At 33.4% G+C, this 20,597-nt stretch carries 16 protein-coding genes and 1 tRNA gene; 11 read left to right on the top strand and 6 right to left on the bottom strand.

The genetic code is table 11. The features are described 5' to 3' along the window. Nucleotides 1-7 precede the first annotated feature (7 nt). From ACKTSU_RS09970 to ACKTSU_RS09945, 6 genes are all read left to right on the top strand, one after another. Nucleotides 8-316, top strand: coding sequence for a hypothetical protein (locus ACKTSU_RS09970; RefSeq protein ID WP_408036262.1), 309 nt, complete (start codon nt 8-10; stop codon nt 314-316). Beyond that, nucleotides 300-620 carry a hypothetical protein gene (locus ACKTSU_RS09965; protein ID WP_408036261.1) on the top strand — a complete coding sequence of 107 codons (321 nt, stop codon included), beginning with the start codon at nt 300-302 and terminating at the stop codon, nt 618-620. The genes ACKTSU_RS09970 and ACKTSU_RS09965 overlap by 17 nt, the downstream gene beginning before the upstream one ends. Nucleotides 621-779: 159 nt before the next feature. Beyond that, nucleotides 780-1,622, top strand: a complete 843-nt coding sequence (locus ACKTSU_RS09960) for a DNA adenine methylase (protein WP_408036260.1) — start codon at nt 780-782, stop codon at nt 1,620-1,622. 127 nt (nt 1,623-1,749) lie between these two features. Then, complete coding sequence (locus ACKTSU_RS09955; protein ID WP_408036259.1) at nt 1,750-2,205, top strand: DUF4442 domain-containing protein; 456 nt, start codon at nt 1,750-1,752, stop codon at nt 2,203-2,205. A gap of 6 nt (nt 2,206-2,211) precedes the next feature. Then, on the top strand, nt 2,212-3,069 hold the full coding sequence (gene blaOXA / locus ACKTSU_RS09950; protein WP_408036258.1) for a class D beta-lactamase: 858 nt from the start codon (nt 2,212-2,214) through the stop codon (nt 3,067-3,069). Nucleotides 3,070-3,101: 32 nt separating this feature from the next. Then, on the top strand, nt 3,102-3,902 hold the full coding sequence (locus tag ACKTSU_RS09945) for a TIGR00266 family protein (protein WP_408036257.1): 801 nt from the start codon (nt 3,102-3,104) through the stop codon (nt 3,900-3,902). A 61-nt stretch (nt 3,903-3,963) separates the two neighbouring features. Here the strand turns inward: ACKTSU_RS09945 and ACKTSU_RS09940 are convergent, their stop codons facing one another. Next, nucleotides 3,964-5,352 carry a TlpA family protein disulfide reductase gene (locus tag ACKTSU_RS09940; protein WP_408036256.1) on the bottom strand — a complete coding sequence of 463 codons (1,389 nt, stop codon included), beginning with the start codon at nt 5,350-5,352 and terminating at the stop codon, nt 3,964-3,966. A 165-nt stretch (nt 5,353-5,517) separates the two neighbouring features. On the opposite strand from ACKTSU_RS09940, the gene hutH reads away from it, so the two are divergent. Next, complete coding sequence (gene hutH / locus ACKTSU_RS09935) at nt 5,518-7,023, top strand: histidine ammonia-lyase (RefSeq protein ID WP_408036255.1); 1,506 nt, start codon at nt 5,518-5,520, stop codon at nt 7,021-7,023. Between the two features lie 130 nt (nt 7,024-7,153). On the opposite strand, the gene ACKTSU_RS09930 is transcribed toward hutH, so the two are convergent. From ACKTSU_RS09930 to ACKTSU_RS09920, 3 genes are all read right to left on the bottom strand, one after another. Then, nucleotides 7,154-8,137, bottom strand: a complete 984-nt coding sequence (locus tag ACKTSU_RS09930; protein WP_408036254.1) for a DUF6624 domain-containing protein — start codon at nt 8,135-8,137, stop codon at nt 7,154-7,156. A 221-nt stretch (nt 8,138-8,358) separates the two neighbouring features. After that, entirely contained in the window at nt 8,359-9,396 is a 1,038-nt protein-coding gene (locus ACKTSU_RS09925) for a methyltransferase (RefSeq protein WP_408036253.1), read from the bottom strand. 130 nt (nt 9,397-9,526) lie between these two features. Then, on the bottom strand, nt 9,527-12,088 hold the full coding sequence (locus tag ACKTSU_RS09920) for an ATP-dependent Clp protease ATP-binding subunit (RefSeq protein ID WP_408036252.1): 2,562 nt from the start codon (nt 12,086-12,088) through the stop codon (nt 9,527-9,529). A gap of 306 nt (nt 12,089-12,394) precedes the next feature. Here ACKTSU_RS09920 and gyrA point away from each other — a divergent pair, with 306 nt between their 5' ends. Both gyrA and ACKTSU_RS09910 read left to right on the top strand, forming a co-directional pair. Then, on the top strand, nt 12,395-14,896 hold the full coding sequence (gene gyrA, locus ACKTSU_RS09915) for a DNA gyrase subunit A (RefSeq protein WP_408036251.1): 2,502 nt from the start codon (nt 12,395-12,397) through the stop codon (nt 14,894-14,896). 17 nt (nt 14,897-14,913) lie between these two features. Further along, on the top strand, nt 14,914-16,152 hold the full coding sequence (locus tag ACKTSU_RS09910) for a tetratricopeptide repeat protein (RefSeq protein ID WP_408036250.1): 1,239 nt from the start codon (nt 14,914-14,916) through the stop codon (nt 16,150-16,152). 72 nt (nt 16,153-16,224) lie between these two features. On the opposite strand, the gene ACKTSU_RS09905 is transcribed toward ACKTSU_RS09910, so the two are convergent. Beyond that, nucleotides 16,225-16,998, bottom strand: a complete 774-nt coding sequence (locus tag ACKTSU_RS09905) for a C40 family peptidase (RefSeq protein ID WP_408036249.1) — start codon at nt 16,996-16,998, stop codon at nt 16,225-16,227. 22 nt (nt 16,999-17,020) lie between these two features. Continuing rightward, nucleotides 17,021-18,196, bottom strand: coding sequence for an acetyl-CoA C-acyltransferase (locus ACKTSU_RS09900; protein WP_408036248.1), 1,176 nt, complete (start codon nt 18,194-18,196; stop codon nt 17,021-17,023). Nucleotides 18,197-18,357: 161 nt separating this feature from the next. Between ACKTSU_RS09900 and ACKTSU_RS09895 the strand changes: the two genes are divergently transcribed. Next, nucleotides 18,358-20,400, top strand: coding sequence for an HD family phosphohydrolase (locus tag ACKTSU_RS09895; protein WP_408036247.1), 2,043 nt, complete (start codon nt 18,358-18,360; stop codon nt 20,398-20,400). Between the two features lie 96 nt (nt 20,401-20,496). Further along, nucleotides 20,497-20,579: transfer RNA gene (locus ACKTSU_RS09890), tRNA-Ser, on the top strand. Nucleotides 20,580-20,597 lie beyond the last annotated feature (18 nt).

Here is a 20,597-nt window from a genome sequence, read left to right as displayed (position 1 = left end):
ATTTAATATGAGTACAGTAACAATTATTAGAAAACAAGTGCAAGAAACAGCACAACAAGTAGTTAATGGTAACACGATATTATATAGTTATAATTATCAAGAGAACGAGCAACCAACATTAATTGGTTTTTCGGTAATTAGAGGTGTAAGTGGAGATGCTAATTATACAGGAAATGTATTAATAACAGGAAGTGTTAGAAATGGTAATTTTGATGTAAAAAACCAAAGCTACCAACCTGAAGACGCAGCACTTTACGATGTTATTCATACTACTTGCCAAGGTATTTTAAATCCAACCAATGAAATTGTTGAGTAGTTGGATAGTACCAAAAGGATATACAGCTATTACGATATACCCTTTTATATTTTTTCGGGATAAGACTTGTATGACGCCCAAGATAATCAATCACGAAAAGATTCATTTAAGGCAGCAAATAGAGCTTTTGCTTGTCTTTTTTTACTTGTGGTATGGTATAGAGTACTTGTATTACTACTATAAGTTTAGAAACTGGAAAACAGCGTATCTCAGTATTTGTTTTGAACGTGAAGCGTATAAGAATGAAAACGATATGAGTTATCTAAAAAGACGTAAGCTGTTTGCTTATGTAAGAGGGGAGTAAAAGAGTCCCCCAACAATTAAAAAACTTCTCACGGTAATTTAATTTTAGCATCAAAGCCCAGTTGGAGGACATAAGTCTTCTGATTGGGCTTTGCTAGTTATTAAAATATTACCGTGAGAGCTACAAAAGTAAAACATTAATCAAAAAGCAGAATAGAAAATGAGTAAAAATTATGTTACATCACCTTTGCCGTTTCAAGGTCAAAAACGGAATTTTATTAAACAGTTTAAACAGGCTTTAAAGACGTATCCTACGGATGCAATTTACGTGGATTTATTCGGTGGTAGTGGCTTGTTAAGCCATACGGTAAAGAAAGAAAACCCAAAAGCAAAAGTAATTTATAACGATTATGACAACTTTAAACAGCGTTTAAAAGCTATTTCAAGAACAAATAAACTACTTGAAGAATTACGTCCTTTGGTTGAAAATGTACCTAATAAGAAGGCTATACCTGATAATATCAGATATCAAATACTAGATATCATAACCCAAGCTGATAAGCAAGGTTATGTAGATTATATCTCGTTATCGGCTAACTTATTATTTAGTATGAACTATGTGCAGAGCTTAGAGGAACTTAAAAAGCAACGCTTTTATAATAGAATACGCAAAAGTGACTATGATGCTACTTGCTACTTAAAAGATGTTGAGTTTGTGCGTTACGACTATAAAGAGTTGTTTGATATGTATAAAGATATTCCGAATGTTGTGTTCTTGGTTGATCCGCCATACTTATCAACGGATTGTTCTACTTACAAAAACTACTGGAGGCTTTCAGACTACTTGGATGTGTTAAAGGTATTAATGAATACCAACTACTTTTATTTTACGTCAAATAAATCAAGTATTGTAGAGTTATGTGAATGGATTGAAACGAATACAGGAGGAATAAATCCGTTTAACAAAGCAAAGGTTGTATATCATTACAATAGTACAAGCCATAATACAGGGTATACCGATATAATGTTACATAAAAGGTTTACAACTGATACTACGTTTTAAAAAGGTTTAAATTGTGTATTTTTGGTGGTAAATAGCAATAGTAAAATTGGCAAAAAAATGTACATTTCTATTTTAAAGAGTGTACATTTTTATTTTGCGATTATAATTGCTTGTAAATACTGAAAAAATGAAGTTTACACCTAGAAAAGTTAATGCTTTTTTATTTTTTAAATTACCCTCAGCTTTTTTTACTGGAGTACGTTTAAAATCACTTACTGATGATACTGCTGAGGTAAAAGTTACCTACAAATGGGTAAATCAAAATCCGTTTAAATCAATGTTTTGGGCAGTGCAAGGAATGGCGTCTGAATTAGCCACAGGAGTTTTAGTAATGAAAGAGATTGCAGCGTCAAACAGAAAAATTTCGATGTTAGTAACCAACATGAATGGGACTTTTACAAAAAAGGCAACAGGAAAAATCCGTTTTGAATGCGATCAAGGGCAATTAATAAGAGAAACGATTCAAAAGGCGATTGAAACAGGTGAAGGGCAAACAGTAATTGTTACTGCTGAAGGTTTTAATAAGGAAGGAATTTCGGTATCGAAATTTGAGTATGAATGGAGTTTGAAAGTTAAAGAGTAACTAACGATGAGGTTTAGCTTTTTTTTAATAATTGCTGTGTTATTTTTTTCTTGTAAAAATGAAGAAAAATCCAAAAGTATTAAAGCTGAAACGAAGTATGTGGTTAAAGATGATTTTCAAGAAATTATTTATAAAGCCAAACTAGAGGGAGCTATTCTTATTTATGATTTAAACAATGACACTTTTTACTCAAATGATTTTGATTGGTGTAACAAAGAAAATTTACCAGCATCAACATTTAAAATACCCAACTCTATTATTGGTTTAGAAACGGGAGTTCTAAAAAATGAGAATGTCGTTTTTAAATGGGGTGGAGAACCCAGATATTTAAAAATTTGGGAGAAAGATTTAACGTTACAACAAGCTTTTCATTTTTCTTGTGTACCATGTTATCAAGAAATTGCCAGAAATATTGGGTTAGAAAGGATGAAAACTAACTTAACAAAGTTAAATTTCGGTTTAATGGATGTAAATGAAGGGAATTTAGACAGTTTTTGGCTACAAGGAAACTCTAAAATTAATCAATTTGAGCAAATTGATTTTTTAAAACGACTTTATAATTCAGAATTACCAATTTCTAAACAAACTGACAGTATTATGAAAAAGATGATGGTAATTTCTGAAAATAACCTCTATGTGTTAAGAGGTAAAACAGGATGGTCAATTAGGGGAGAAGAAAACAATGGCTGGTTTGTTGGATATATTTTGGTTAAAAAGAACGCTTACTTTTTTGCGACCAATATTATTCCTAAAAAGAATTTTAACATGAAGTTTTTTAATAAAGAAAGAAAAGAAATAACTTTTAAAGCTTTAAATATACTTAAAATAGTAGGAGAAAAGGAATTGTTTGTAACAAAACAATAAAAAGTTCTTCTTATATATAAAAACTAAAAAATATGAATGCACACGAAATAGATTATCGCATTTTTGGAGAAGAAATGCAGTATGTAGAAATAGAATTAGATCCGCAAGAAGGAGTAGTTGCCGAAAGTGGTAGCTTTATGATGATGGATTCTGGTGTAGGAATGAATACCATTTTTGGAGATGGTTCAAATCAGGAGAAAGGTTTGTTGGGAAAGATTTTTTCTGCTGGAAAACGAATTTTAACAGGAGAAAGTTTGTTTATGACGGTGTTTACGAACGAAGGTCAAGGAAAAAAACAAGTTTCTTTTGCTTCTCCATATCCAGGAAAGATTATTCCAATCGATTTAACTGAATTTGGTGGAAAGTTTATCTGTCAGAAAGATGCTTTTTTATGTGCAGCTAAAGGCGTATCGATAGGAATTGAGTTTTCAAAACGTTTAGGCAGAGGGTTGTTTGGAGGAGAAGGATTTATTATGCAAAAAATGGAAGGAGATGGTATCGGTTTTGTGCATGCTGGGGGTACGATGGCAAAGAAAGTATTACAACCAGGTGAAGTATTAAAAGTAGATACAGGTTGTATCGTAGGTTTTACTCAAAGTGTTGATTATGATATTGAGTTTGTAGGCGGAATAAAAAATACCATATTTGGTGGAGAAGGATTATTTTTTGCTACTCTTAAAGGTCCTGGTACCGTATATATTCAATCGTTACCGTTTAGTAGGTTAGCAGGAAGAGTATTGGCGATGGCACCTCAAACAGGAAAAGGAGATAGAGGAGAAGGAAGTGTTTTAGGAGGTTTAGGTAATCTTTTAGATGGAGACAATCGATTTTAGAAAATAAGTTATATAAAAAAAGCCGCTAAATTTAGCGGCTTTTTTTATGTGTATAGGTTGTTTATATTCCTAATTCATCAAACATGTTGATTAATTTTTCTCCTTCAGATGGAGCAGGAGCATTAGGGCTTACAATATTTCCGTTAGGATCAACTAAGATAAATCTAGGCAACCCTTTAATTAAGAAGTTTTGAGCCCAGTCTAATTTTAAATGACTATCTCCAGCCATTAATTGAATACCAGTCATTTCTCTATCTTGGATTGTTTCTTTCCATTTCTCGTCATTTCCTTTATCGTCAACATTAATACTAACAAACTCAATGTTTTTACCGTGGTATTCTTGCTCTAATCTTTTTAATAAAGGAATTTCTCTTTTACAAAAAGCACACCAAGTAGCCCAAACATCAATGTATAAATATTTACCTTTACCTAATAAGTCATCCATTGAGGTTGTTCCTCCGTTATAATTAACGTAATCCTTAAATTTAGGTGCAGGTTGTCCTTTTGCTGTAGTCTTTAAAAGGTCGTAGTCTTTGGTAATTTCTTTTTTATGAGCTTCATTAGTAGAGTAAGCCATGAACTTTCTATAAAACTCTTTTAAATCACTAGTATATGTAATACTGTTTTGAGCACTTTTGTATAATAAATCATTTTTAGCGACTGTATCAGTTACTTCTGTTTGAACAGTTTCTAAATAAGTTAAATATAAATCTTCACCTTCCTTGTTCTTTTCTTTAGCTATTTTATTAAGCTCGTCTTCTAACATAGTTCTGTAGAAGTAAGAGTGTACGTAATCGTTACCATTACTATAGTTAAAGTTTTCTAAAGGATTAGGGAAGTTTTCAGAAACTTTAAAATCTTTATCACCTGTTAATGTAATATGGTAATCCGTATAGTTGTATAAGTTTCTTAAACATTCATAATCAATGTTTTTAACTTCTTGCTTTAAGAAATCGGCAGGTAATTGTTTAGAAATAGAAAGTTCAGTAACTGCGTCTTTATACTCATCAGTTTTTTCTAAGAATTTTTCTTCGTCTAAAACAAAGTATTTGTTCGCATTTTCAAGTACCTCAAACCAAGTTTTTCTTTTTTCTAAAAGGTAACTATTAATGTTCGCATGTGAACCTTCAAAGTTAACAATGTCTGCATTTTTATAGTCAAAAACTAAACCTGCATCTTCTGTTTTTGTAAGGTATAAGTTAATAGGTGTTTTATTGAAGAATAAAGTGTAGTAACCGTCTCTATCAATTTTAAGCGTATCAACAAAAGAACCAGTTTGTTTATCAAACTTTATTTTTTTCTCAAATTTAAAGCCAGATAAGGTAACATCTCTCTTTTTATAATTTTCAACTTTACCAGTTAAAATCAGATAGTCTTTTACAGGCTGTTCCTCTTTTTTACATGAAATTATTGTAACTCCTATGAGGGCTAAAAGTACTAGTTTTTTCATTGTTTCTCGTTTAATAAATATGGTGTTTAAGGCGCCGAAGTTAGTTTTTTTAACGTTTTTATCAAAGAAATTAACATATTATTTAAGTAGCGTTACTTTTTTATAAGAAAAGATCTTGAAAATTTATCTTTTTTTAGGTTCTTTGTACACCTCAAAAATATTAAAATGGATACTACACATATAATAAGTTCACAACCAATAGGTTTAGAAGATATTCATAGTATTGTATTACTAAATAAAAAGCTTTCACTATCAGAAGAATCAAGACAAAAGATACAAAAATGTCGTACGTATCTTGATGAGAAAATGAAAACACATAGCGATCCTATTTATGGAATTAATACAGGATTTGGTTCGTTGTGTAATGTGAAGATTAGCGGAGAGAATTTACAACAATTACAAGAAAACTTAGTAATGAGTCATGCTTGTGGAACAGGTGATGAAGTGCCACAAGAGATTGTAAAATTAATGTTGTTGTTAAAAATTCAATCGTTAAGCTATGGGCATTCAGGTGTGCAATTAGCAACAGTTGATCGTTTGATCGATTTTTATAACAACGATATTCTTCCAGTAGTTTATACCCAAGGATCATTAGGTGCTTCTGGAGATTTAGCTCCGTTAGCACACTTATCGTTACCGTTAATTGGTTTAGGAGAAGTATATGTTGATGGAGAGCGAATTTCAGGAGAAGCGTTGTTAGCAAAGTTTGGATGGGAAAAAATCAATCTACAATCTAAAGAAGGATTAGCCTTGTTAAACGGAACTCAGTTTATGAGCGCTTACGGAGTACATAATTTATTAAAAGGGTATAAATTATCGTACTTATCAGATGTTATTGGAGCAGTCTCGTTAGAAGCTTTTGACGGAAGAATAGAGCCTTTTAATGAGTTGATTCATTTAGTGCGTCCACATAACGGACAGTTAGCTACAGCAAAACGTATTTCTGAATTGTTAGCAGGAAGTGAGTTGATCGCGCAACCTAAAGAGCACGTGCAAGATCCGTATTCGTTTAGATGTATGCCACAAGTTCACGGAGCAACGAAAGATACCTTAGAGTTTGTAAAGAAAACATTTGTAACAGAAATTAATTCGGTAACTGATAATCCAAATGTGTTTGTAGATGAAGATATCGTGGTTTCTGGCGGAAATTTCCACGGACAACCGTTAGCGTTAGCCTTAGATTATTTAGCGATTGCGATTGCTGAATTAGGAAATATTTCTGAAAGAAGAACCTATCAGTTAATTTCTGGTTTACGCGGATTACCAGCGTTCTTGGTTTCTAACCCAGGATTGAATAGTGGATTTATGATTCCACAATATACAGCGGCAAGTATTGTAAGTGCTAATAAGCAGTTCTGTACACCATCGAGTATTGATTCTATTGTGTCGAGTAACGGACAAGAAGATCACGTAAGTATGGGAGCAAACGCAGCGGTAAAAGCTAAAAAAGTAATTGATAATGTGTGCTCGGTTTTAGCTATTGAGTTAATGAATGCTTCACAAGGATTGTCTTTTAGACAACATAACACTTCAGAGTTCTTAGCTTCTTTTGTAGGGATGTTTAGACAAGATGTACCTGTAGTAAATGACGATAGAGTATTGCATAACGATATTAAAAATGCAGAAAGCTTTATTACTAACTTAACTATTGAAGTAGAAGAGTTGTTTTAAAAAACAATAAATCATAAAAAAAACTCCAACTGTAATTTATAGTTGGAGTTTTTTTGTTTTTAACGTTTAGTATATGAAGCGTAGCCTGCCGATAGGCGGCTATGATTTCATATACATTGTTAGCATTTCGTTATTCTTTATTTTCAGATTCAATCTTTTTGATTCTTTCCTTGTGTTTGTCCAAATCCCAAGTCATATCCCAATTTTTGATATATTCTTCAATTGTGCCAAGACCGACTTCTTTTCGCCTTTCATTAACATTTTCAGGCTCAATAAGAGGCGACACATAATATTCACCTGTTTCTTGGTCTCTTCCTATTTGACTACCGTAAATTTGTCTTTTCCCTTGTCGTAGAGCAACTCTATCTTCTAATAGTGCCAAACTACTTGCACTTGCATTCCCAACCTTAACTGCTTCACGCATCATTGGTAAATATTTGAGTTGGGTTTCTAAATCAGAATGTTGAATAACCAAAAATAATGTGCTGTTTCCCTGATTACCTATAACTTTTGGACCTAACCAACCACGTTCGTCCAATATTTTTTTGATTTTTATGAGGTTCATTGAATCGGTTTCATTGATTAACTTCCAATGTGCTTTCATCTCAACAGATTCTCGTCCATACTTTTCTTCGATATCTCCGATTTGCCTTCTATATCCCTGGTCAGATTGATAAATTGTGTCAAGAATTGCGACTAAAGGCTTATCTAAATCTTTCTCATATTCATCTTTGTTTGCCTTAATTTCAGAAATTAGCTTTTCCCATAAAACATTCTCGTGAAGTGAATTTAAATCAGGGTCAGTTGTTATATGACCATAGTTCTTATATTTTATTCGAGGGTGAGTTGCTGAATATAGTAAATGATAAAATGCTTTTTCAGTTTCTTCTGCTAATGCAAATGAACAAGCAGCATTATACCTGTCATTTGGAAAGGCTTTACCATTATTTGAATCAAAGGCTTTTTGATACTCGATTGCCGAGTTTTTGTAATCTTTTGCGTCATACAAAGAATCTGCTTTTTGAACATATAAATTGTATTCGCTCATATCCTTTTGACCAAAGGAAAAGTTTGAGATTGTTCCGATTAAAAGAACTAAAATTATTTTTTTCATGCGATTTGTTTTTAATGAATGCTAACTAGTTTATATACGTAATAAAATTACTGTTATATTCTCTTAACGGTAGGATATGCGGAATTTTTAGCAATTTTATTCTTTTTCAATTTTGAGAGTTCAATATACTAAAAAAACCTAAGCGGTTACTTAGGTTTTTTATTCTCAGTGTTTTTATGCTGTTTTGGTTTGTTCTAGTATGAGATTTTTTAGTTTTAAAATTATTTAACGGCAATAATGGCGCTTGCAGGTCCTGTTAAATGCATCATTCTGGTGTTGTTAAAACCAGTCTCTTGTGCCCACTGCTTAAAATCTGAGAGCGTAAAATCGTAGCCTTCATCGGTTTCAATTGCCATATTTAGCGACATCATTAAGCCAAAAGCATTTTTGTTTCGTTCGTCATCAATAATGTTTTCAATAATAATAAGTGATCCTCCTTCAGGTAGTGCGTTGTAGGCTTTTTTTATAAGCATCAATTTATCTTTTGTTCCCCAATCGTGTAAAATGTTTCCCATAGTAATAACATCTGCTTTGGGTAATTCATCAGTAAAGAAATCACCTGAGCGAGTTTCTATTTGGTCGTTTAAACCAAAATGGGTTACATTTTCCTTAGCTATAGGTTCTACAGCAGGAAGATCGAAAGAAATACATTTTATATGTGGGTTGTTTTTTGCGATAAGTATAGATAGCGTTGCACCAGAGCCACCAATATCACAAAGCGTGTCGTATTTAGAAAAATCAATATCACGAGCTAACTTCATAAAATTTCCTATCTGAACACCAGACATTCCATGTATAAATTCTCGGAGCCTGTTTTCATCGGCATAAATCGCTTCAAAGAGCGGTTTACCACCATTTTTAGTTTCATTCTGTGGTTTTCCGGTTAGTAAAGCTTCCTCTAAATTATTCCAAAAAGGATACAATCGGTTGTTAGACATTTCTAAAATACCACCGATATAACTGGGTTTGTTTTTGTCTAAAAATACGTTGGAGTCTTCAGAATTACTATAAGTTGCATTTTCTTTTAATCCATCACGATTTAAAAAACCTAAGGCAACCAAGGTGTCAAGAAAGTCGAATAAGGATCTGTCGTGAAGCTTGAGTTTGTCTTGAATTTCTTTTCCTGATAGTTCACCATTGGCTAAATGTGTAAACAACCCCATTTTAACAGCGGTAAGTAATGTTTTGGAAGCCCAAAATCCCATACCTACTTCCATAATTCTTGAGGGTGTAATTTGATTTTCAGTAGTAGAGTTCATAGTTTAGTAATTATAGTTAATAATTTAGTTAAGCTCAATTATTAGGGATCAATCAAACTATTTTATGAATGAGGGAAAATCAAGGGAATAAAAAAATCCCAAGTACTTTAGTGCTCGGGATTTTTATTTTTTAATTGTCTTCGTCTATTTCTGTTCTAGACTCTTTAGGTTTTTCACCTTTTTCTATTTTGATGAGTAGTTTTTGATCTTTCTCATCTAAATCCATAAAAATGGTGTCGCCTTCGTTTAGTTTGGAGTTTACAATCTCTTCAGCTAAAGCATCTTCAATATATTTTTGAATCGCTCTTTTTAAAGGACGTGCTCCATATTGTTTGTCAAAACCTTTGTCAGCGATATAGTCTTTAGCTTTTTCACTTAAGGTAAGCTTGTAGCCTAAATCGTCAATACGTTTTAATAACTTGTCTAATTCAATATCAATAATCTTATGAATGTCTTCACGCTCTAATGAGTTGAAGATGATAACATCATCAATACGGTTTAAGAATTCAGGTGCAAACGACTTCTTTAAAGCGTTTTCAATCACGCTACGTGCATTGGCGTCTTCTTGTTCTTTTTTAGAGGTAGTACCAAAACCAACACCACCACCAAAGTCTTTCAACTTACGAACACCGATGTTAGAAGTCATGATAATCACCGTATTTCTAAAATCGATTTTACGACCTAAACTATCGGTAATATGTCCGTCATCTAACACTTGTAATAACATGTTAAATACATCAGGATGTGCTTTTTCAATCTCATCTAATAAGATTACCGAGTAAGGCTTACGACGCACTTTTTCGGTTAATTGTCCACCTTCTTCGTAACCAACATATCCTGGAGGCGCACCAATTAAACGAGAAATCGCAAATTTTTCCATGTATTCACTCATATCAATTCTGATAAGAGAATCTTCAGAGTCAAATAACTCACGAGCCAATACCTTTGCTAATTGCGTTTTACCAACACCAGTAGAACCTAAGAAAATAAACGAACCAATTGGTTTGTTTGGGTCTTTTAATCCTACACGGTTTCTTTGAATGGCTTTTACCACTTTAGTAACCGCTTCTTCTTGACCAATTACCTTACCTTTAATTAATTGAGGTAACTCTGCCAATCGACTACTTTCAGCTTCGGCAACACGATTTACAGGAATTCCTGTCATCATCGATACTACTTCAGCAACATTGTCTTCAGTAACCGTTTCACGGTGTAGTTTAGAATCTTCTTCCCATTGATGTTGCGCAGATTCTAAGGCAGTTTCAATATTTTTTTCATCATCACGAAGCTTAGCAGCTTCCTCGTATTTTTGCCCGCTAACCGCTTTGGTTTTACGATCACGAATCTCTTCAAGTTTAGATTCTAGTTCTAAAATTTGTTGAGGTACTACGATGTTTGTAATATGAATTCTCGATCCAGCTTCATCCAACGCGTCAATTGCCTTGTCTGGTAAAAAACGATCGGTCATATAACGGTTCGTTAATTTTACACAAGCTTCAATAGCTTCATCAGTAAAGGTAACATGATGATGTGCTTCGTATTTTCCTTTGATGTTGTGTAAAATTTGAATGGTTTCTTCTACGGTAGTAGGATCAACAATTACCTTTTGAAAACGACGCTCTAATGCACCGTCTTTTTCAATATTTGTTCTGTATTCATCTAGAGTAGTGGCACCAATACATTGAATTTCTCCTCGTGCTAAAGCAGGTTTCAACATGTTAGATGCATCTAACGAACCTGTTGCTCCACCAGCACCAACAATCGTGTGGATTTCATCAATAAAAAGAATGATATCGTCGTTCTTTTCAAGCTCATTCATCAACGCTTTCATACGCTCTTCGAACTGACCACGGTACTTTGTACCCGCGACTAAGCTAGCCAAATCTAAAGAAACGATTCGCTTGTCGAATAAAATTCGAGACACTTTTCTGTCAACAATACGCAACGCTAATCCTTCTGCAATGGCAGATTTACCAACTCCTGGTTCACCAATTAGCATTGGGTTGTTCTTTTTTCTTCTACTTAAAATTTGAGAAACGCGCTCTATTTCTTTTAAACGACCTACTACAGGGTCTAACTTACCTGCAATGGCTAAAGCTGTTAAATCACGCCCGAAATTGTCTAAAACAGGTGTTTTAGATTTCTTTACTTGCTTGCCTTTTTGAGGTTGTTGCCCATAAGGATTTGTTTTATCGTCAGCAAAATCATCTTCAGAAGGCGTTTCACTTATAGGAGAGATGTACGTGTCGTCATCAACATGTAACTCTTTGTATAAGCTTTTTGCTTGCTCGTAATCTACATCATACTTTTGAAGTAGTTTTGTTGTAGGGTCGTTCTCGTTACGTAAAATACATAACAATAAATGAGCCGTGTCAATAGCATTGCTTTGATATAATTTAGCTTCTAAAAACGTTGTTTTTATAGCTTTCTCTGCTTGTCTTGTAAGGTGTAAACTCTTTCTTTGTGAGTTTGCTAAAGATGGGGTTGTAGGGTTTAACTTCTCTAATTTATTGCGAACTAAATCTAAGTCTACATCGAAAGTAGTTAATATTTCGATGGCTTTCCCGTCACCTTTCCTAATCAAACCTAACAATAGATGCTCTGTTCCAATAAAGTCATGACCTAGTCGTAATGCCTCTTCTTTACTGAAAGTAATTACATCTCTTACTTGTGGTGAAAAATTATCGTCCATAAATTTATTTTCTGTCTCTGTAAAGTTAGTAAGTTTTTTTCTTAAAAATTACAAAAAAGGTGCCAATAGTTTTTAACTGACATTATGACGATTAAAATAAGCGTTTTTAATGTTTAAAACCCCTTTAAATTGTTAATAAGTATCTTAAAAGAATAGGGATATTTTTTGTGTAAAACTGAGGGTTGTAGTATCTTGCAATGTTTTAGAAAATGCGACAAATAAAATTGCATTTTAAAAGTGAGTTTTATCGAGTGTAAAATTCACTTTTTTAACGAAAATAAATACTAATATTTTAAAAGAAAATATATGGCAGATGGCGAAAAGTTGATCCCTATCAACATTGAAGAGCAAATGAAGTCGGCATACATCGATTATTCAATGTCGGTGATAGTATCTAGAGCATTACCAGATGTAAGAGATGGTTTAAAACCAGTACACAGAAGAGTGTTGTTTGGAATGCATGAATTAGGAATAAAAGCTACAGGAGCATATAAGAAATCTGCAAGAGTTGTAGGAGAAGTGTTAGGTAAGTATCATCCACATGGAGATACTTCGGTATACGACTCTATGGTGCGTATGGCACAAGACTGGAGTGTGCGTTATATGATGGTTGATGGACAAGGGAACTTTGGTTCGGTTGATGGTGATAGTCCAGCAGCAATGCGTTATACAGAGGTGCGTATGCAAAAAATATCAGAAGAAATGTTATCTGATATTGAAAAAGATACGGTAGACCACAAGTTAAACTTCGATGATACTTTACAAGAACCAACGGTTTTACCAACACGTATTCCTAACTTATTAGTAAATGGTGCTTCGGGTATTGCAGTAGGTATGGCAACTAATATGGCGCCACACAACTTGACAGAGGTTATTAATGGTACTGTTGCTTACATAGACAATCGTGATATCGAAATTGATGAGTTAATGCAGCACATCAAAGCTCCTGATTTTCCTACAGGTGGTATCATTTACGGATATGATGGTGTAAGAGATGCTTTTCATACAGGGCGTGGTCGTATTATAATGCGAGCTAAAGCTACAATTGAAGAAGTGAAAGGTCGTGAGTGTATCGTAGTGACAGAGATTCCTTACCAAGTAAATAAAGCAGAGATGATTAAGAAAACTGCTGACTTGGTTAATGAAAAGAAATTAGAAGGTATTGCGAGTATTCGTGATGAATCTGACCGTAAAGGGATGCGTGTTGTGTACGTATTAAAGCGTGATGCAATTCCTAACATTGTTTTAAATAAGTTATTTAAATATACACAGTTACAAACTTCGTTTAGTGTAAACAATATTGCCCTAGTAAAAGGTCGTCCAGAGCAATTAAATCTGAAGCAATTAATACATTATTTTGTAGAACATAGACACGAAGTAATTGTACGTAGAACAGAGTTTGAATTAAAGAAAGCAGAAGCTCGTGCGCATATTTTAGAAGGGTTGATTATTGCTTCTGATAATATTGATGAAGTAATTGCAATTATTAGAGGTTCTTCTAATGCAGATGAAGCACGTGAAAAATTAATGGAACGTTTTGAATTGACAGAAATTCAAGCACGTGCCATTGTTGAAATGCGTTTACGTCAGTTAACAGGACTGGAGCAAGATAAATTACGTTCTGAGTATGATGAAATCATTAAAACTATTGCAGATTTAAAAGATATTCTTGCTAATGAACCTAGACGTTACCAAATTATTAAAGATGAATTACTACATATTAAAGAAAAGTATGGAGATGATCGTCGTTCGGTAATTGAATATGCAGGAGGAGATATGAGAATCGAAGATATGATTCCTAACTCTAAAGTAGTAGTTACTATTTCACATGCTGGTTACGTAAAACGTACAAATTTAGACGAGTATAAAGTACAGAATAGAGGAGGGCGTGGACAAAAAGGAGCAACGACTCGTAACGAGGATTTCTTAGAGCACTTATTTGTTGGCACAAACCACCAGTATATGTTGTTCTTCACTCAAAAAGGAAAAGTATTCTGGATGCGTGTATACGAAGTGCCAGAAGGAGGTAAGAGTACAAAAGGAAGAGCGATTCAGAACTTGATCAATATTGAACAAGATGATAAAGTAAAAGCATTCTTAGTAACTGGTGATTTAAAAGATGAAGATTACATCAACAATCATTACGTTATTATGGCTACAAAACGTGGTCAGGTTAAAAAAACTCCTTTAGAGCAATATTCTCGCCCAAGAGCTAATGGTATCAATGCTATTACTATCAAGGAAGGAGATGAGTTGTTAGAAGCGAAGTTAACTACAGGAGATAGCCAAGTAATGTTAGCGTTACAATCAGGAAAAGCAATTCGTTTTGAAGAAGAGAAAACACGTCCGATGGGTAGAACAGCTTCTGGAGTTCGTGGTATTACCTTAGCACATGATAACGATGAGGTAATTGGTATGGTTGCTGTAGATGATGCTGAAAGTGATATCTTAGTGGTTTCAGAAAAAGGATATGGAAAACGTTCTAAATTAGAAGATTATCGTATTACCAACCGTGGAGGTAAAGGTGTGAAAACATTGAATATCTCTGATAAAACAGGTAATTTAGTAGCTATTAAGAATGTAGATGATTCTAATGATTTAATGATTATTAACAAATCTGGGTTAACCATCCGTATGGCAGTAGAAGATTTACGTGTTATGGGACGTGCAACTCAAGGAGTTAAGTTGATTAACATTAAAGATAATGATGATATTGCAGCAGTAGCAAAAGTGATGCATGAAAAAGATGAAGAAGAAAATGGCATGGAAATTGAAAATGAATCAAACGAAAATCAAGAACAACAATAAATAAATCATAACTAAAAATGAAAAATCAATTTATAGCCCTTTCTTTAGGATTGATGTCGTTAGGGGCAGTGGCTCAAAAATCAGAATTAAAAGAAGCTGAAAAAGCTATTAAAAAACAAGATTTTACTACGGCATTAAGTACTCTTAAAACTATTGAAGGGTCTTTAATGATGAATGGTGAAGATAAGTATAAGTCTAAGTTTTACTTTTTAAAAGGTAAAGCGTTAGCAGCACAAAAAGATTATAAAGGAGCAGCAGAGTCTTTAAACGCGCTATTCGCAATGAACGAAAGTAAATATGGAGATGAAGCTCGTCCTATCTTAAATCAAATGATTCAAGAAGTATCAAACAAAGCTGTTGATTTTTATAACAATAAGAAAGATTACAAAAACGCAGCTGAGAATTTTTACTTAACCTATCTTTTAAGCCCTGCAGATACTTCTTTTGCTTATAATGCGGCAGTTTCAGCTACACAAGCTAAAGATTATAATAAAGCAATTGAATATTATAGGGAGTTACAAAAAGTAGGTTATACAGGAATAGAAAAAGAGTTTGTTGCTACAAATAAAGCTACAGGTAAAGTAGAGAGTTTTGGTAGTGATAAAGCCCGAAGAGATTTGATGGTAAAATCAGGAGGACATGTAAAACCTGATACCAAATCTACAGAGGCTAAAACAGCAACCATTGTTAAAAACGTGGCTTTAATTTTAAAAGAACAAGGAAAAACAGAAGAGGCAATTGCAGCTTTTAAAGATGCTCGAGCGTCTAATCCAAAAGATCTTAACTTAATTTTAAATGAGGCGCAGTTATATGTAGAAATGAATAAGATGGATAAATTTGGAGAATTGATGAGCGAAGCAGTAGCTTTAGATCCTGAAAACCCTACATTATACTATAACTTAGGAGTAGTAAACTTCAATCAAGGTAGAATGGAAGATGCTAAGAAGTACTACGAAAAAACAATCGAGTTAAAGCCTGATCATGCAGATGCTTATATGAACTTAGCTGTAGTAGTTTTAGATCAAGAAAAAGCGATTGTAGAAGAAATGAACAAGAACTTATCTAACTTTAAAAAGTATGACGAGTTAGCAGCTAAACAAAAAGAAGTTTATAAGGAAGCTTTACCATTTTTAGAAAAAGCAGATAGTTTGAACAGAAGTGTTGATACTGTTAAAACGTTAATGAACTTATACGAAGTTTTAGAGATGACTGACAAAGCTTCTGAGTACAGAGAGTTATACAAGTCTATGCAATAAGATAATTGCAGAAAAAAAAGCGGAACTAAATTTAGTTCCGCTTTTTTTTGATATAAAGTTAAATGTTTGTTTTTAGTCAACTAAACGTTTAATAACTCTTAATTTATGTGTGTGTTGGTGTGTGTCAACATTATAAATACCACTATGATCTAATTTGTCAATACGAACTTTTCCGTGGGAGTGAATAATGTTGTAATCGTTCATGATAATTCCAACATGGGTGATAACACCCTCTTCATTATCAAAAAAAGCTAAATCACCTGGTTCACTCTCTTCTATAAAACTTAACACTTCACCTTGAGTAGCTTGTTGTTTAGCATCTCTAAGAAGGTTATATCCGCATAGTTTATAAACTGTTTGTGTAAATCCAGAACAGTCGATTCCAAATGGAGATTTACCTCCCCATAAGTATGGTACATTTAAAAACAAAAAAGCGGTTTCTACAATGGTAGATTTTTCTAGTTTATTACCACAAACTTTACCGTCGTAAAAAAAAGAAGTGTTGTTAATGTTGATTTTATTTTCTTTGAATAATGGAAGACGAGCTCCCATAGGAATTGTTGTTAGATTACTATTGTTATCAGTAATAAAATCAATTAATTCACCGGCATACTGCTTTTTTTCTTTTGATAAAAGCATATGTGTTTCTTCTGAAATTTCTTCGTATTGCTTGTTATCGATATATCCTTCGTAGCTATCAAAATCTAAACGGATTTTACTCCATTTTTTTGACTTTTCTATAACTTCAAAGTGTTCTCCAAAAAGAACCTGACTAACCATTTCTGAAGCATCAGAAGGTTCTAATCGAAGAGGAACAATACTTAAATTACAAATTCCAAAGGGCATTTACGAATGAGGGCTTTAAAAATTAAATTCTTTCAATTACCATTGCGCTAGCACCACCACCACCGTTACAAATACCAGCGGCACCAATTTTAGCATTGTTTTGTTTTAAAATTGAAGTTAAAGCAATGATAATTCTAGCTCCTGAAACTCCTAAAGGGTGTCCTAACGAAACAGCACCACCATTTACATTTACTTGATCAGCTGATAATCCTAAGATTTTCATGTTAGCTAACCCTACTACAGAGAATGCTTCATTTAATTCGAAATAATCAACATCTTCAATAGCAACTCCAGCTTTAGCTAAAGCTTTAGGTAGTGCTTTTGCAGGAGCAGTAGTAAACCATTTTGGTTCGTGAGCAGCATCAGCATATCCTTTAATTTTTGCCAAAGGAGTTAACCCTAATTCAGCAGCTTTATCAGCAGACATTAATACTAAGGCAGCTCCACCATCATTAATAGTTGATGCATTTGCAGCAGTAACTGTTCCTTCTTTAGTAAATGCAGGACGTAAAGCAGGGATTTTATCCATTTTTACGTTTTTGTATTCTTCATCTTCAGAAAAAATGATAGGCTCTCCACGACGTTGAGGTATTTCTACAGGAACGATTTCGTCTGCAAATTTTCCTTCGCTCCAAGCTTTAGCTGAACGGTTGTATGATTCAACAGCAAAAGCATCTTGGTCTTCTCTAGAAAACTCATACTCAACAGCACATTCATCAGCACAAACTCCCATTGCTACTTGCTCGTAAGCATCAACTAATCCGTCTTTTTGCATTCCATCTTCCATCTTAATAGGTCCGAATTTAGAACCTGTTCTAGCGTGTTGGTAATGAGGAATCATACTCATGTTTTCCATACCGCCAGCTACTACGATTTCAGCATCACCTAAAGCGATGGTTTGCGCAGCTAACATGATAGATTTCATTCCTGAAGAACAAACTTTGTTTACAGTAGTACAAGGTACAGTATCAGGAATTCCAGCAAAAATAGCAGCTTGACGAGCTGGTGCTTGACCTAAACCTGCCGAAACTACATTTCCCATAAAAACTTCTTCAACCATTTCTGGCTTTAAGTTAATTTTACCTAAAGCTCCTTTAATAGCTACCGCACCTAACTTCGGCGCTGGTATAGTTGATAAGGATCCTAAAAAACTACCAATTGGAGTTCTAGCTACTGATACTATTACTACTTCTTTCATTTGTTATATTGTTAATTGTATTCTTTTTGATAAACCTTTTAAGGGGTAGGTTTATTGTATTGAATATGTTGTATTAAGATTTGCTTTGCGAAAATAACCATTTTATAGTAAGTACTCAAATAATAGAGAAAGGTTATATTTACATTTTATAAACATCTAAAATGAACGATTTAATCAATAGGTTATATAAAAACAATACGATAATTTACAAAGTGCTATTATTTTTAATAACAGTAATAGCTATCGTGTATTTGTTTCCGAAAGGAGGGCAGTTTAAGTACGATTTTCCACAAGGTAAACCTTGGCAGTATGATAATTTATATGCTCCTTTTGATTTTGCTATTCAAAAAACTCCTGAAGAAATTACAACTGAGAAAAAGGAAATTGAATCAAATTCAAAAAAATATTTCGAAGTTGATACTTCTGTAAAAAATGATGTACTAAATTCTTTTTCAAAAGATATAAACTCATTAGATTCACTATCAACTTACACTATAAGAGATTTAGTTAAAGAAGGAGAAAGGATTATCGATAAGATTTATACCTATGGTTTTTTAGATGATGCAAGTAATGATAAAGCTAGTATAAATGATATCGTAGTTTTAAGAAAAGGAAATTCGATAGATGATGTTCCGTTCTCAAAATTGATACAATCGAAAGAAATATTAAAGTTTTTACGGGTAAATACAGAAGCGTTTCCTTATTACAAACAAAGAATACTTATAAACTATTTGTCAAGTAATTTAAAACCGAACGTAACGTATGATTATAAGTTTAGCGAGAAAGAATTAAACGAGCTTTTGAAAAGTGTATCTTATGCAAAAGGAAAAGTATCAAAAGGAGAATTAATTATTTTAAAAGGAGATATTGTTGAAGGAAGAAAATTCAATGTTTTAAAATCGTACGAAGTAGCTTCTAGCTCTCTGATTTGGACAAAGTCTAATTACAACTGGATTGTTTTCGGCTATACCATTTTGGTGGCATTTGCGCTTTTGATGTTATTACTTTTTTTAGAAAAATACAGACTTGAAATTTTTAATGATAACAACAAAGTAACGTTTATCTTCTTCAATGTCTTTTTGATGATTTTGGTGCAAACCATGGTAGTAAAGTACAATTCGGATTATTTGTATGTTGTTCCACTGAGTATCTTACCAATTGTTTTAAAAGCCTTTTTTGATGCGCGTTTAGGAATGTTTACACATGTGCTTACAGTGTTGCTACTTGGGTTTATAGTGCCTAATAGTTTTGAGTTTATTTACTTACACATTATTGCGGGAATTGTAACTATCTTAACGGTTTCAGAACTGTATAAACGTGCAAGCTTATTTATGTCTATAGGGCAAATTACGTTGATCTATATGCTAACTTATTTTGCGTTTTCTATTCTGAAAGAAGGAAATGCAGATAAAATAAATTGGGAGTATTTCGGGTTGTTTGCAGCTAATGGATTGCTGTCTTTTTTAGCCGTATTCTTTATCTATTTTTATGAAAAACTTTTCGGATTGGTTTCTGATGTCACATTATTAGAGTTGTCTAATACAAATTCTAAGTTATTGAGAGATTTAAATGAAAAAGCTCCAGGAACTTTTCAACATTCTATGCAAGTAGCAAACTTAGCAGAGGCAGCAGCGAATGAGATAGGAGCAAACTCTATGTTAGTGCGTACAGGAGCTTTATACCACGATATAGGAAAGATGGTGAATCCGATGTACTTTACCGAAAATCAATCTACAGGAGTGAATCCACATAACGATTTGTTACCTGTGGATAGCGCTCGTATTATTTTAGATCATGTAATTAACGGAATAGAAATAGCTAAAAAGAACAAGTTACCAGATAGAATCATTGATTTTATTCGAACGCACCATGGAACAAGTGTTACGTATTACTTTTATAAAATGGAGTTAGAGAACAACCCTGAAGTTGATATTAAGAAGTTTCAATATCAAGGACCGATTCCTTTTTCTAAAGAAACAGCTATTTTAATGATGTGTGATGCAGCTGAGGCGGCTTCTAAGAGCTTAAAAAATCCAACAGCACAATCTATAGATCAGTTAATAGATAGGATAGTTGACAAGCAAAAAAACGATAATCAGTTCATAAATTCGGATATTACGTTTAGAGAAATAGAAAAAATAAAAAAAATAATAAAGAATAAGTTAATGAATATCTATCACTTACGTGTTGAGTATCCAGAATAGCGAATTTTTTTCGAGAAAAAGTTTGTAGAAACGTATTTATAGTTATACATTTGCACTCGCAATTTTTAATTCACGCTTCGGCACAGAATTAAGGAAGGAGAGGTGGCAGAGTGGTAATGCAGCAGCCTGCTAAGCTGTCATCGTTTTTCGATGCCCGGGTTCGAATCCCGGTCTCTCCGCAAAAATTGTAGATGACC

This window comes from Tenacibaculum aestuarii (genome assembly GCF_964510395.1).
In the GTDB taxonomy this organism is placed as follows: Bacteria; Bacteroidota; Bacteroidia; order Flavobacteriales; family Flavobacteriaceae; genus Polaribacter; species Polaribacter aestuarii.
The sequence above is the reverse complement of the archived record's forward strand: the minus strand, read 5'-3'. Positions and strand labels throughout refer to the sequence as shown.